Here is a 12,941-nt window from a genome sequence, read left to right as displayed (position 1 = left end):
CCGTCTGTCGTCATTTGTTCCTATGATCCGGCCCCTATGTGCACACGATGCGATCGCCCTGAACTCACCGCGTCGGCTGCGGCGTCGCCCTGGAACCCCCGGCGGGCCTTTCTGCTGGCCGCTGCTGGCGTGGCCGGCACGGCCTTGAGCGGGGCGGCGCTGGCGCAGGTCAACGTGGGCAACGCCTCGATGGCGCGCAACCTGGTGCCGGCCGACAAGATCGAGGCGGCCGGCGTGCAGCAGTACGGCCAGTTGCTCGAGCAGGCCCGTGCCAAGGGTGCGCTGGCCGACGACGGCAACCCGCAGTTGCAGCGCCTGCGCACCATTGCCGGCCGCCTGATTCCCTTTGCCACGCCGTGGAACGCGCGTGCCCGCGAATGGAAGTGGGAGGTCAACCTGATCGGCAGCAAGCAGATCAACGCCTTCTGCATGCCCGGCGGCAAGATCGCGTTTTTCACCGGCATCCTCGAGCAGCTCAAGCTGAGCGACGACGAGGTGGCCATGGTGATGGGCCACGAAATGGCCCATGCGCTGCGCGAGCATGCGCGCGCCCGGATGGCCAAGAGCGCGGGCACGGGCGCGGCGCTGTCCATCGGTGCGCAGTTGCTCGGCCTGGGGCAGGTGGGCGACATGGCGGCACGCGCCGGCACGCAGCTCATCACGCTCAAGTTCAGCCGTGGCGACGAGACCGAGGCCGATTTGGTGGGCCTGGAACTGGCGGCGCGCGCGGGCTACGACCCGAAGGCGTCGGTGTCGCTGTGGCAGAAGATGGCGGCTGCCTCCAAGAACCAGGGCGGGCTGAATTTTCTGTCGACGCACCCGAGCGGGCCGGACCGTATTGCGAAGCTGGAGGCGAATCTGCCGAAGGTGGACAAGCTGTATCGGGACGCCAGGAAGAGCTGAGGTTCTGCCTCCTCTCACCAGTGGAAGAGGACGCAAGACTTCAGGGCACGGTTTCACGGCGCGGTTCCAGGTGTTGTTCCCTCTCCCTTTGGGAGAGGGTCAGGGTGAGGGCGCATCGGCCTCACGACATCGCGCAGCCTCGATGGCCGCACACCCTCACCCCAACCCTCTCCCCGGGGGGAGAGGGAGCAAGACTTCGCGCTTCCGCCCTGAGGAAGGGGAAGGAGCAAATCCCCCACTGACCTGATCCCCCCAGGGCCCATTCCCGCTGGCACGCAGCTTGCATCTCGACTTGTACACAAGTTTGGATGCCTGATGATGGTGCATGAAGAAAACGGATCGCCCGCTGCCGCCTGGATCGCGAAATTCGCTTCGCCCGTCGTGGACGCGCGGGCCGGCGATGCCCTCGGTTTCGCGTTGCCGTTGGCCGGCCTGCGCTTTGCGGTCAAGGACAACATCGACGTGGCCGGCGTGCCCACCACCGCCGCCTGCCCGGCCTTCGAGCGGCACCCCGCGGCCCATGCGGCCGTGGTGCAGCGCCTGCTCGAAGCCGGTGCATCGCTGGCCGGCAAGACCAACCTCGACCAGTTCGCCTGCGGCCTGAACGGCACGCGCTCGCCCTACGGCGAGGTGCCCAACGCCTTCGATGCGCGCTACGTGTCGGGCGGCTCCAGCTCGGGTTCGGCCTACCTGGTGGCGGCCGGCGAGGTCGACTTCGCGCTCGGCACCGACACCGCCGGCTCGGGCCGCGTGCCGGCCGGGCTCAACAACATCGTCGGCCTGAAGCCCTCGCGCGGACTGCTGAGTGCGTTCGGCGTGGTGCCCGCGGCGCAGAGCGCGGACTGCGTGTCGATCTTCGCGCGCACCGTGGCCACCGCCGTCGACGTGCTGCTGGCCGCGGCCGGCCACGACGCGCGCGATCCCTATTCACGCGACTTCTCGCATGAGCCGCTGCTGCGCCGCAAGCCGCTTCCCGCGCACTTCAATTTCGGCGTGCCCGACACGCTGAGCTTCTTCGGCGACGCCGCAGCCGAGCAGGCCTTCAACGACGCCACCGCGCGGCTGCTGGCCCTGGGCGGCTCGCCCGTCGTCATTGCCTACGCGCCGCTGGCCGAGGCCGCCGCGCTGCTGTACGAAAGCGCGCTGGTCGCCGAGCGCTACGCCGCCGTGCGCGCGTTCTTCGACGCCCATGCCGACGACGTCATCGAGCCCGTGCGCGGCATCCTGGCCCAGGGCCAGGGCTACACCGCCGCCGACGTGTTCGACGCGCAGACGCGCCTGCGCGCCATTGCGCAGAAGGTCGAGCCCATGTGGCGCCACATCGACGTGCTGGTGGTGCCCACCGCGCCCACGCACTACACCCGCGAGCAGATGCGTGCCGACCCGGTGGTGCTCAACCGCAACCTGGGCGCGTACACCAACTTCGTCAACCTGCTCGACTACGCCGCGCTCTCGGTGCCCAGCAGCCTGCGCGCGGACGGCCTGCCGTTCGGCATCACGCTGATCGGCCCGTGCGCCAGCGACCTGGCATTGGCCGAACTGGGCCAGCGCTTCCACCATGCCACCGGCCTCGCTCAGGGTGCGACCGGCGTGCCGCTGCCCGCGCCGCGCGCCATTCCGGGCATGGCCGCAGCCGATGCCGACATGCTTTCCATCGCCGTCGTCGGCGCGCACCTGTCGGGCATGCCGCTCAACGGCCAGCTCACCGAGCGCGGTGCCACGCTGCTGCGCGCCACCACCACCTCCACTGCCTACCGCCTGCACGCGCTGCCCGGCACCGTGCCGCCCAAGCCGGGCCTGCAGCGCATGACGCCGGGTGATGAGGGCGCCGCCATCGCGCTCGAAGTCTGGGCCGTGCCGCTTGCGCAGGTCGGCAGCTTCCTCGCGCTGATTCCGCCACCTCTGGGCCTTGGCAGCGTCGAGCTGGCCGATGGCAGCTGGGTGAAGGGCTTCATCTGCGAAGGCCATGCGCTGGCCGGCGCGCAGGACGTGACTTCGCACGGCGGCTGGCGTGCCTACGTCGCCAGCCTCACCCCACCTTCTTCTTCTCTTTGACCTCGACCCCAGGAGCCCCGATGAGCACCCAAGACAAACCATCCGCATCGCATCGCCGCCGCCGCCAGCTGCTGCAGGCCGGCGCCGCGGGCCTGGCCGTGCTGGCCGCGCCCGGCATCGTGCGCGCGCAGGGCACGCCCAAGCTGCGCATCGGCTTCTGGCCGGTGGCCGCCGGCCTGCCGTTCTTCGCGGCCGTGGACAAGGGCTACTTCAAGGAAGCCGGCCTCGACGTGGAGCCGCTCAAGTTCGCGGGTGCCCAGCAGGTGATGGAGGGCATGCTCGCCGGGCGCTGCGACGGCAGCGCCAACGGCACCGGCTCGGCCAACCTCGCCATCGGCGAGATCGCGCAGCCCGGCCTGTTCAAGATCTTCTGCACCAACCCGAGCAACGCCAAGTTCGTGCTCGACGAGTTCATCGTCGCCAAGGACAGCCCCATCAAGACCATGGCCGAGCTGGCCGGCAAGCGCGTGGCCTCGGGCCCCGGCATCCAGAACGTCACGCTGTGCAAGACCATGCTGGAGCGCGCCGGTGCCAAGGGCGCCACCGTCACCGAGCTGCCCATCGGCCAGCACGTGGCCGCGCTGGTGGCCGGACAGGTCGATGCCTGCTACACGCTGGAACCCACCGGCACCGTGGGCCGCATGAACGGCACCACACGCGTCATCGAGGCGGGCGTGGTGGCCAAGTACATCCTTGGCGACCCGATGGCGCCGTGGCACGGCGGTGCGGCCAGCCTCACCACCGAGTTCATCAAGAAGAACCCCGAGGTCGCGAAGAAGTACATCGCGGCCTATGCGCGCGGCGTGGAACTGGTGCGCAACCAGCCCGACGAGGCTCGCCAGTTCATGAAGGGCTACACCGCCATCGAAGGCAAGCTCACGGCCGAAGTGCCGCTCGCCTCGTACATGCTCTACAACGAGTTCAAGCCCAGCGACGTGGCGTACTTTCAGAAGTTCTACGACCTGTTCACCGAGAAAGGCATCTTCGACAAGAAGGTGCTGGTGGACGGCCTTCTCTACAAGGCATGACCATGGCCGACGCAAGCCCGACCACGGCCGCGCCGTGGACCCCGCCGGCCAGCCTCACCGCCGCCGTACCCAAGACTGCGCTGCGCGACCGCCTGCTGCCCTTCATCGGGCCGGTGGTGCTGTTCATTGCATGGGACCTGGTGGTGCGCCTGGGCTTCATCAAGCCCATTCTTCTGCCCACGCCCGCCGACACCATCGCCGCGCTGATCACGGGGCTTGCGGGCGGGCCGCTGCTCACCGACTTTGCAATGACCGTGTGGCGCACCTTGCAGGCCTTTCTCATTGCAGCCGTGGTCGGCGTGCCGCTGGGCGTGCTGCTCGGCAGCAACGAGAAGGCGTACCGCAGCGTGGAGTTCCTCATCGACTTCTTCCGCTCCACGCCCTCGTCCGCGCTGATTCCGCTGTTCCTGTTGATCTTTGGCGTGAGCGATGTCAACAAGATCGCCATTGCGGCTTTCGGCGCGCTGCTCATCGTGGTGTTCAACAGCGCCTACGGCGTGATGAACGCGCGCAAGCAGCGCGTGATGGCGGCCAAGGTCATGGGCGCCTCGCGCTGGCAGGTGTTCAAGGACGTGCTGATCTGGGAGAGCCTGCAGCCCAGCTTCGTGGGCCTGCGCTCGGCCGTATCGATGGCGCTGGTGATCGTCATCGTGGCAGAGATGTTCATCGGCTCCGACACCGGCCTGGGTCACCGCATCATCGACGCGCAGCAGGTGCTCAACGTGAAGAGCATGTACGCGGCCATTCTCGCGGCCGGCGCGCTGGGCTACGCGCTCAACATTCTTTTCTTGGTGGCCGAGCGCCGCATCGTGCACTGGAGCGGGAGATGAAAGTGACACCCGACATCGTCGTCAACGGGCCGGTGTACGCCGACGTGCCCAAGCCCGTGTTCAAGCCCGGTCCGGCCGGCACGCACATCACCATTCGCGGCCTGACCAAATACTTTGCGGGCTGGCCGCTGTACGAGAACTTCGACCTCGACATTCCCAAGCAGGCCATCGTGTCGGTGTTCGGGCCCAACGGCTGCGGCAAGTCCACGCTCATCAACATGATTGCGGGGCTGATTCCCATCGACGCGGGCGAGATTCTGTTCGACGGCAAGCAGCGCAAGGACACCAAGATCGGCTACGTGTTCCAGAACTACCGCGAGGCCATGTTCCCGTGGATGCGCACCATCGACAACATCGCCTATCCGCTGAAGCTCGAAGGCCGCAGCAAGGCCGAGGTCGACCGGCGCATGGAAGAGCTGGTGGCCTCGTTCGACGTCAAGTTCGACCTGAAGCGTTTTCCGTACGAGCTCTCGGGCGGCCAGCAGCAGACCGCATCGATCATGCGCGCGCTGGCACCCAACCCCGAGGTGCTGTTTCTCGACGAGCCCTTCTCCGCGCTCGACTTCGAGATGACCCTGTTCATCCGCGAGAAGCTGCAGGAGGTGTTCATGCAGACCGGTACCACCATGCTGCTGGTGTCGCACGACCTCGAAGAAGCGGTGTACCTCGCCGACGAGGTGCTGCTGCTGACCAAGCGGCCCACCAAGGTGGCCGAGATCTTGCGTTACGGCGATGCACGCCCGCGCACCGTGGAGACGCTGAGCACCGAAAGCTTCGTTGCCATGAAGAAGCTCAGCCTGGACATCTTTCAGCGCGAAGTCCGCCGATAAGGCGGCCATCAGAAGGATTTGCCATGACAGGAGTTGCCATGACGCCCGCACAGATCGAAAGCTATGTCGATGCCGCCGCCGCGGCGCTGGCGTTGCCGCTGTCGCCCGCCCACCGGCCCGGCGTGCTGCGCTACTTTGCGCTGGCGGCCGACTTTGCCGCGCTCATCGAGGCCGTGCCGCTGTCGATGTCGGCCGAATCCGCCGTGCATTTCTCGCCCGTGGAACCGCAGGAGAAAGAAGCATGACCACCGCCGCCGAACTGCTGGCGCGCGACGCCTGCGCCATGGCCGAGGCGGTGCGTGGCGGCGGCGTCAGCGCCACCGCGCTGGTGCAGGCCAGCCTGGACCGCGTGGACGCGACCGACGACAAGGTCAACGCCTTCACTTCCGTGCTGGCCGAGCGCGCGCTGCGCCGCGCGACGCAGGTCGATGCATCGCTGGCCTCGGCCAACGCCGCGCGCACCCGCCAGCTGCCGCTGCTGGGCGTGCCCTTCGCGGTGAAGAACCTGTTCGACATCGCCGGCCTGCCCACGCTGGCCGGCTCCAAGATCGAACACCAGACCGCGCCCGCGCGCGCCGACGCGGCGCTGGTGCGCCGGCTGGAGCGCGCGGGCGCGGTGCTGGTCGGCGCGCTCAACATGGACGAGTACGCCTACGGCTTCACCACCGAGAACAGCCACGAAGGTCCCACGCGCAACCCGCACGACCTCACGCGCATCGCGGGCGGCTCGTCGGGCGGTTCCGGTGCCGCCGTGGCGGCTGGCCAGGTGCCGCTGGCGCTGGGCTCCGACACCAACGGGTCGATTCGCGTGCCGGCCTCGCTGTGCGGCGTGTTCGGCCTGAAGCCCACCTTCGGGCGGTTGCCGCGCACCGGCAGCTTTCCGTTTGTGTCGAGCCTGGACCACCTCGGCCCGTTCGCCCGATCGGCGCGCGACCTGGCGCTGGTGTACGACGCCATGCAGGGCCCCGAAGAAGCCGGCGCACCGCACGACCCCGGCTGCGCGCAGCGTGCCGCAGAGCCCGTGTCGGCCTCGCTGGGGCACGGCACGCGCGGCCTGCGCGTGGGCGTGCTGGGCGGCTACTTCCGCGAGCGTGCGGGCGCCGAGGCGCTGGCCGCCGTCGACCGCGTGGCGGAAGCGCTGGGCGCCATCGTCTCGCAGGGCAGCGTCGAGCTGCCGATGGTGGAAGCAGGGCGCGCCGCCGCGTTCCTCATCACCAACGCGGAAGGCGCGGCGCTGCACCTGGCCGATTTGCGCCGCCGCGCGCACGACTTCGAGCCGTTATCACGCGACCGCTTTCTTGCGGGCGCGCTGCTGCCGGCCGCCTGGGTGTCGCGCGCGCAGCGCGTGCGCCTGGCCTACGCCGAAGCGGTGGCGCGGCTGTTCGGCCGCTACGACATCCTGTTGGCGCCGGCCACGCCCAGCGCGGCCACGCCCATCGGTGCCGAGACCTTCGAGGTCAACGGCCACACGCTGCCGGTACGGCCCAACATGGGCCTGCTGACCCAGCCCTTCTCTTGCATCGGCCTGCCGGTGTGCGCGGTGCCGGTGTGGGGCGCGCATGCCAGTCTGCCCATCGGCGTGCAGGTGGTTGGTGCGCCCTGGCGCGAAGACCTCGTGCTGCGCGTGGCCGCCGCCCTCGAAGCGGCCGGCGTGGCGCAGGCGCCCATCGCCGCGCTGACCCCCGAGCGAGCCCGCGCATGAACGCCAGCGACATCAACCTGCCCGACGTGCTGGCCGAAGTGCAGGCGGCCTTCGCCCGCTACGAAGACGCGCTGGTGAACAACAAGGTCGAGGTGCTCGACGCGCTGTTCTGGAACAGCCCGACCACGCTGCGCTACGGCGCCACCGAAAACCTGTACGGCTACGACGAGATCCGCGCCTTTCGCGCATCGCGCCCTTCGCAGGGGCTGGCGCGCGAGCTGCTGATCACCGTCATCACTACCTATGGCCGCGACTTTGCCACCGCCAACTGCGAATTTCGCCGCGCAGGCGCGCAGCGCACCGGCCGCCAGAGCCAGACCTGGATGCGCACGCCCGACGGCTGGCGCGTGGTCTCGGCGCACGTCAGCCTGCTGGCCTGAGGCCACGATTTTTTCCGCACCCACCCCCTCACTTTTTTCCTAGATCGGAGCACGTGATGACCCGCCAATTCAATCGCCGCGATTCCCTGAAAACCCTGGGCGCACTGGGCGCCGCCGGCTCGCTCGGGGGCTGGAGCGCCCTGGCCGGCGCGCAGGCCAAAGCCCTGACCGTGGGCGTGATCTACGTCGGCGCGCGCGACGACTACGGCTACAACCAGGCGCACGCCATGGCCGCGGCCGAGGTCAAGAAGATGCCCGGCATCAAGGTGGTGGAAGAAGAGAACGTGCCCGAGACCGCCGCCGTGCAGAAGACCATGGCCGGCATGATTTCGCAGGACGGCGCCAAGCTGCTGTTTCCCACGTCGTTCGGCTACTTCGATCCGCACATCCTGGCCGTGGCACCCAAGAACCCCGACGTGCGCTTCTCGCACTGCGGTGGCCTGTGGACCGAGGGCAAGCATCCGAAGAACGTGGGCAGCTTCTTCGGCTACATCGACGAGTGCCAGTTTCTGAACGGCGTAATTGCCGCGCACATGACCAAGAGCAACAAGATCGCCTTCGTTGCCGCCAAGCCCATTCCGCAGGTGCTGCGCAACATCAACGCCTTCACGCTGGGGGCGCGCTCGGTCAAGCCCAACATCACCTGCAGCGTGATCTTCACGGGGGACTGGTCGATGGCGGTGAAAGAGGCCGAGGCCACCAACAGCCTGGCCGACCAGGGCTGCGACGTGTTCACCATGCACGTGGACGGCCCCAAGGTGGTGGTGGAAACAGCAGCCAAGCGCGGCAAGATGGTTTGCGGCTACCACGCGAGCCAGGCCAAGCTTGCCCCCAATGCCTACCTCACGGGTGCCGAGTGGAACTGGCTCACTGCGTACAAGACCATCATCGACGCGGCACAGGCCGGCAAGCCGCACCCCAACTTTCTGCGCGGCGGCCTGAAGGAGGGCTACGTGAAGATGTCGGCCTACGGCCCCATGGTGCCGGATGCCGCGAAGAAGCAGGCCGACGACATCAAGGCGAAGATGATCGCGGGCAGCTTCGACATCTTCAAGGACGGCATCAAGGACAACAAGGGCGCGGTGGTGGTGCCTGCGGGCAAGGTGCTCAAGCAGAACGACCTGGAGCTCGAAAAGATGAACTACCTGGTCGAAGGCGTCGTCGGCTCCGTCTGAACTCGAACGCACCGCCGCCATGCGCCACGCACTCAAGGAATTCGCGTTGCCGGTGTTCGCCATTGCGGCGGCACTGTTGCTGTTCGGCCTGATGGTGGCCTTCGCCGGGGTCGACCCGGTGGCGGTGTGGACCACCTTGTTCAAGGGCGCGTTCGGCGACTGGTTCTCCTGGCAGAACACGCTGCAGCGCGCCGCGCCGCTGATGCTCACTGCCCTGTGCGTGGCGCTGCCCGCGCGCGCCGGGCTGATCATCATCGGCGGCGAAGGCGCGCTGGTGCTGGGCGGGCTGGCCTGCGCCGCGCTGGCGCAAGCGGTGCCGCTGCCGGGCAACCTCGTCGGCACGGTCATCGTGTGCATTGCGGGGGCGGTGGCCGGCGCGCTGTGGATCATGTTCGCGGGCTGGCTGCGGCAGTTTCGCGGCATCAACGAAACCATCAGCAGCCTGCTGCTGGCCTACATTGCCATCGGCATCTTCAAGCACCTGGTCGAGGGGCCGCTGCGCGACCCGGCGAGCCTGAACAAGCCGTCGACCTATGCGCTGAACGACGGCATGCTGATCGGCGGCATTGCCGGTTCCGACGTGCACTGGGGCCTGGCCATCGGCGTGGTCGCCTGCCTGGGGCTGGGCTGGTGGCTGCGCGCCACGGCCTCGGGTTTTTCGGTGCGCGTGGTGGGCGGCAACCCGCGCACCGCGCAGCTGGTGGGCTTGCCGGCCACTCGGCTCATTCTGTCGGCCTGCGGCCTTGGCGGTGCGTGCGCGGGGCTCGCGGGCGCGGTCGAGGTGGCGGCGGTGCACACCAACGCCAATGCCTCGCTGATTGCGGGCTACGGCTATGCGGGCATCCTGGTGTCGTTCATTGCGCGGCACAACCCGGTGGCCATCGTGCCGGTGGCCATCTTGTTCGGCGGCTTCGGCGCGGCGGGCAGCCTGCTGCAGCGCCGGCTCGGCCTGCCGGATGCGTCGGTGCTGGTGCTGCAGGGCATCGCCTTCGTGCTGATTCTGGCCAGCGAAGGGTTGCGCACGGTCAACTGGAAGAAGTTTGGCGACCGCATGCTGCCCGAGGCCAAGCACTACGACAGGAGCGCCACTGCATGACCGCCGACCAATGGATTGCGCTGGTGGCCGGCATCGTGGGCGGTGCACTGCGCGTGGGCGCGCCGTTCTTGTTCGTGAGCCTGGGCGAGTGCCTCACTGAAAAGTCGGGCCGCATCAACCTCGGCCTCGAAGGCGTGCTGGTCCTGTCGGCCATGGCGGCCTTCGGCGGTGCATACCTCACCGATTCGGCCTGGCTGGGCGTGCTCATCGGCGCGGTGGCGGGCGCTTTGCTCGCGCTGCTGCACGGCCTGCTGTGCTCGCTCGACCGCGTGAACGATGTGGCGACCGGCATCGCGCTGATGCTGCTGGGCACCGGGCTCGCCTTCTACCTGGGCAAGCCGCTGATTCAGCCGCAGGCGCCGCAGATTCCCGCCATTCCGCTGGGCTTCTGGAGCGACAACACGGTGGTGCGCTCGGCCTTGCAACTCAATGCGCTGGTGCCCATCGGCGTGGCGCTGGCGGTGCTGCTGTGGTGGGGCTTTGCGCGCACGCGGGCCGGCTTGCTGGTGCGCATGGCGGGCGATTCGGCGCAGGCCACGCGCGCGCTGGGTTACTCGGTGTCGGGCCTGCGCATCGCGGCGACCACGGCGGGCGGCTTCATCGCCGGGCTTGGCGGTGCGTCGCTCACGCTGTTCTATCCGGGCAGCTGGAACGAGGGCATCTCCAGCGGTCAGGGCCTGATCGCCGTGGCGCTGGTGATCTTCGCGCGCTGGAGCCCGTTGCGTTGCGTGGGCGCGGCGCTGCTGTTCGGTGGCGCGGGCGCCATCGGGCCGGCGCTGCAGTCCATCGGCATCGGCTGGGGCTACCACCTGTTCAACACCGTGCCCTATGTGCTCACGCTGGTGATCCTGGTGTTCACCTGCAAGCCCGGCAGCGCGGCCGTCGGCAGCCCCGGCGAACTTTCATCGACAAGGAGCTGAACTTCATGAGCGGTCTTGGAGGCCTCAACAAATCGGCGCACGGCGTGGTCGTCGGGCTGGTGCAACTGCAACTGCCGAACGTGAAGACGCCGGCCGACCTGGCCGCGCAGACGCGGCGCATCTGCGACATGGTGGGCAAGGCCCGCCGCAACCAGGGCACGATGGACCTGGTGGTCTTCCCGGAGTACGCGCTGCACGGCCTCTCGATGGACACCAACCCCGAGATCATGTGCACGCTCGACGGCCCCGAAGTAGCGGCCTTCAAGCAGGCCTGCATCGACCACAGCATCTGGGGCTGCTTCTCCATCATGGAGGCAAACCCCGGCGGCAACCCTTACAACAGCGGGCTGATCATCGACGACCAGGGCGCCGTCAAGCTCTACTACCGCAAGCTGCATCCATGGGTGCCGGTGGAGCCCTGGGAGCCGGGCAACCTGGGCATTCCGGTGTGCGCGGGGCCCAACGGCAGCACGCTGTCGCTCATCATCTGCCACGACGGCATGTTCCCCGAGATGGCGCGCGAGGCGGCGTACAAGGGCGCTGACATCATCCTGCGCACTGCGGGCTACACGGCACCCATCCGCCACGCCTGGAAGATCACCAACCAGGCCAACGCCTTCTGCAACCTGGCCTACACCGCGAGCGTGTGCCTGAGCGGCAGCGACGGCAGTTTCGACTCGATGGGCGAGGGCATGTTCTGCCACTTCGACGGCACGGTGATGGTCGAGGGCGGCGGGCGCGTCGACGAGATCATCACCGCCGAGCTGCGGCCCGACCTGGTGCGCGAGGCGCGCACCGGCTGGGGCGTGGAAAACAACATCTACCAGCTGTACCACCGGGGCTATGTGGCGGTGAAAGGCGGCGCGCAGGACTGCCCCTACACCTACATGCACGACATGGCCGCGGGCACCTACAAGCTGCCGTGGAGCGCCGAGGTGAAGGTGACCGACGGCACCCCCTGCGGCTTTGCGCCGCCAGAACGCAACTACCGGGGATGACGCGCGCCATGACCACCACCATCGCCCACACCACCGAGCGCCATGTGGCGGCCCAGCCTTATGCCTGGCCTTACAACGGCGCGCTGCGGCCCGACAACACGGCGCTGATCGTGATCGACATGCAGACGGACTTCTGCGGCAAGGGCGGCTATGTGGACGTGATGGGTTACGACCTGTCGCTGGTGCAGGCGCCGATCGAGCCGATTGCGCGCGTGCTGGCGGCCTTGCGTCCGCTGGGCTTTCACATCATTCACACGCGCGAGGGCCATCGGCCGGACCTGGCGGACCTGCCTGCCAACAAGCGCTGGCGTTCGCGGCAGATTGGCGCGAACGGCGTGGGCATTGGCGACGACGGGCCGTGCGGGCGCATTCTGGTGCGGGGCGAGCCGGGCTGGAACATCATTCCCGAGCTGGCGCCGTTGCCGGGCGAGGTGGTGATCGACAAGCCGGGCAAGGGGTCGTTCTATGCGACGGACCTGGAGCTGGTGTTGCACACGCGTGGCATCGAGAACCTGATCCTCGCGGGCATCACGACCGATGTATGTGTACACACGACGATGCGCGACGCGAACGACCGGGGGTTCGAGTGTCTGCTGTTGTCGGACTGCACTGCCGCAACGGACTACGGCAACCACTTCGCTGCTTTGAAGATGATCACGATGCAGGGGGGCGTGTTTGGGGCGCATGCCACTTCTCAGGCTTTGCTGGCGGTTCTATGACGTCTGGTGTTCTTTTTGTTGACGGGGTTTTTTGTTCGGGGCGACGCTCACGCCGACGGGGTGCCTTGCTCCGCGAATGTCCCCCGGGGCTGCGCCCCTCCTCCTTTATTTCGCTGCGCAAGGCACCCCATCGACTTGCGCGTTGTAAGCCGCGGTGGTTGATCGCGCGATCACTCAGAGCGTGCCCTGGTGCACAGGGCGTCGGGTGCTCCCCGCAGCGAAATAAAGACACCGTTATGTTTGTCAAGCGTTGGCCATCAAGCGCGGGCCTTCTTGCCGTGATTTGGGTCGAAGGGCTTGCCCGA

Annotated in this window: 13 protein-coding genes; all 13 read left to right on the top strand. The window is 68.0% G+C overall.

The window, feature by feature from the left end:
• Positions 1-36 precede the first annotated feature (36 nt).
• The 13 genes from VLK31_RS34070 to VLK31_RS34010 all read left to right on the top strand — a co-directional run bounded on the left by VLK31_RS34070 (position 37) and on the right by VLK31_RS34010 (position 12,636).
• A complete protein-coding gene (locus VLK31_RS34070) occupies positions 37-903 on the top strand; it encodes a M48 family metallopeptidase (protein ID WP_409172918.1) in 867 nt (288 codons plus the stop codon).
• Positions 904-1,218: 315 nt separating this feature from the next.
• Complete coding sequence (gene atzF / locus VLK31_RS34065) at positions 1,219-2,958, top strand: allophanate hydrolase (protein ID WP_409172917.1); 1,740 nt, start codon at positions 1,219-1,221, stop codon at positions 2,956-2,958.
• Between the two features lie 20 nt (positions 2,959-2,978).
• Positions 2,979-3,986, top strand: coding sequence for an ABC transporter substrate-binding protein (locus VLK31_RS34060; RefSeq protein WP_409172916.1), 1,008 nt, complete (start codon positions 2,979-2,981; stop codon positions 3,984-3,986).
• 2 nt (positions 3,987-3,988) lie between these two features.
• Entirely contained in the window at positions 3,989-4,816 is an 828-nt protein-coding gene (locus tag VLK31_RS34055; protein ID WP_409172915.1) for an ABC transporter permease, read from the top strand.
• On the top strand, positions 4,813-5,646 hold the full coding sequence (locus tag VLK31_RS34050) for an ABC transporter ATP-binding protein (RefSeq protein ID WP_409172914.1): 834 nt from the start codon (positions 4,813-4,815) through the stop codon (positions 5,644-5,646). Before VLK31_RS34055 ends, VLK31_RS34050 begins: the two co-directional genes overlap by 4 nt.
• Positions 5,647-5,684: 38 nt before the next feature.
• Positions 5,685-5,891, top strand: coding sequence for an AtzG-like protein (locus VLK31_RS34045; RefSeq protein ID WP_409172913.1), 207 nt, complete (start codon positions 5,685-5,687; stop codon positions 5,889-5,891).
• The gene (locus tag VLK31_RS34040; RefSeq protein ID WP_409172912.1) at positions 5,888-7,348 is read left to right on the top strand and encodes an AtzE family amidohydrolase; all 1,461 of its coding nucleotides are present in this window, start codon (positions 5,888-5,890) and stop codon (positions 7,346-7,348) included. Before VLK31_RS34045 ends, VLK31_RS34040 begins: the two co-directional genes overlap by 4 nt.
• A complete protein-coding gene (gene hpxZ / locus VLK31_RS34035) occupies positions 7,345-7,728 on the top strand; it encodes an oxalurate catabolism protein HpxZ (RefSeq protein WP_409172911.1) in 384 nt (127 codons plus the stop codon). The genes VLK31_RS34040 and hpxZ overlap by 4 nt, the downstream gene beginning before the upstream one ends.
• A 56-nt stretch (positions 7,729-7,784) precedes the next feature.
• Positions 7,785-8,903: a BMP family ABC transporter substrate-binding protein gene (locus tag VLK31_RS34030; RefSeq protein WP_409172910.1), complete on the top strand. Its 1,119-nt coding sequence runs from the start codon at positions 7,785-7,787 to the stop codon at positions 8,901-8,903.
• A 19-nt stretch (positions 8,904-8,922) separates the two neighbouring features.
• The gene (locus tag VLK31_RS34025; protein ID WP_409172909.1) at positions 8,923-9,999 is read left to right on the top strand and encodes an ABC transporter permease; all 1,077 of its coding nucleotides are present in this window, start codon (positions 8,923-8,925) and stop codon (positions 9,997-9,999) included.
• Entirely contained in the window at positions 9,996-10,919 is a 924-nt protein-coding gene (locus tag VLK31_RS34020; RefSeq protein WP_093127795.1) for an ABC transporter permease, read from the top strand. Before VLK31_RS34025 ends, VLK31_RS34020 begins: the two co-directional genes overlap by 4 nt.
• Before the next feature lie 5 nt (positions 10,920-10,924).
• Positions 10,925-11,917 carry a formamidase gene (locus VLK31_RS34015; RefSeq protein ID WP_409172908.1) on the top strand — a complete coding sequence of 331 codons (993 nt, stop codon included), beginning with the start codon at positions 10,925-10,927 and terminating at the stop codon, positions 11,915-11,917.
• An 8-nt stretch (positions 11,918-11,925) separates the two neighbouring features.
• Positions 11,926-12,636 carry a cysteine hydrolase family protein gene (locus VLK31_RS34010; RefSeq protein ID WP_409172907.1) on the top strand — a complete coding sequence of 237 codons (711 nt, stop codon included), beginning with the start codon at positions 11,926-11,928 and terminating at the stop codon, positions 12,634-12,636.
• Positions 12,637-12,941 lie beyond the last annotated feature (305 nt).

Source organism: Variovorax sp. H27-G14 (assembly GCF_046156345.1).
Classification (GTDB): domain Bacteria; phylum Pseudomonadota; class Gammaproteobacteria; order Burkholderiales; family Burkholderiaceae_C; genus Variovorax.
The sequence above is the reverse complement of the archived record's forward strand: the minus strand, read 5'-3'. Positions and strand labels throughout refer to the sequence as shown.

Bases quoted from the DNA above. Each gene is read 5' to 3' on its own strand.
- VLK31_RS34070 (WP_409172918.1), top strand. From the start codon at position 37: ATGTGCACACGATGCGATCGCCCTGAACTCACCGCGTCGGCTGCGGCG.
- atzF (WP_409172917.1), top strand. From the start codon at position 1,219: ATGATGGTGCATGAAGAAAACGGATCGCCCGCTGCCGCCTGGATCGCG.
- VLK31_RS34060 (WP_409172916.1), top strand. From the start codon at position 2,979: ATGAGCACCCAAGACAAACCATCCGCATCGCATCGCCGCCGCCGCCAG.
- VLK31_RS34055 (WP_409172915.1), top strand. From the start codon at position 3,989: ATGGCCGACGCAAGCCCGACCACGGCCGCGCCGTGGACCCCGCCGGCC.
- VLK31_RS34050 (WP_409172914.1), top strand. From the start codon at position 4,813: ATGAAAGTGACACCCGACATCGTCGTCAACGGGCCGGTGTACGCCGAC.
- VLK31_RS34045 (WP_409172913.1), top strand. From the start codon at position 5,685: ATGACGCCCGCACAGATCGAAAGCTATGTCGATGCCGCCGCCGCGGCG.
- VLK31_RS34040 (WP_409172912.1), top strand. From the start codon at position 5,888: ATGACCACCGCCGCCGAACTGCTGGCGCGCGACGCCTGCGCCATGGCC.
- hpxZ (WP_409172911.1), top strand. From the start codon at position 7,345: ATGAACGCCAGCGACATCAACCTGCCCGACGTGCTGGCCGAAGTGCAG.
- VLK31_RS34030 (WP_409172910.1), top strand. From the start codon at position 7,785: ATGACCCGCCAATTCAATCGCCGCGATTCCCTGAAAACCCTGGGCGCA.
- VLK31_RS34025 (WP_409172909.1), top strand. From the start codon at position 8,923: ATGCGCCACGCACTCAAGGAATTCGCGTTGCCGGTGTTCGCCATTGCG.
- VLK31_RS34020 (WP_093127795.1), top strand. From the start codon at position 9,996: ATGACCGCCGACCAATGGATTGCGCTGGTGGCCGGCATCGTGGGCGGT.
- VLK31_RS34015 (WP_409172908.1), top strand. From the start codon at position 10,925: ATGAGCGGTCTTGGAGGCCTCAACAAATCGGCGCACGGCGTGGTCGTC.
- VLK31_RS34010 (WP_409172907.1), top strand. From the start codon at position 11,926: ATGACCACCACCATCGCCCACACCACCGAGCGCCATGTGGCGGCCCAG.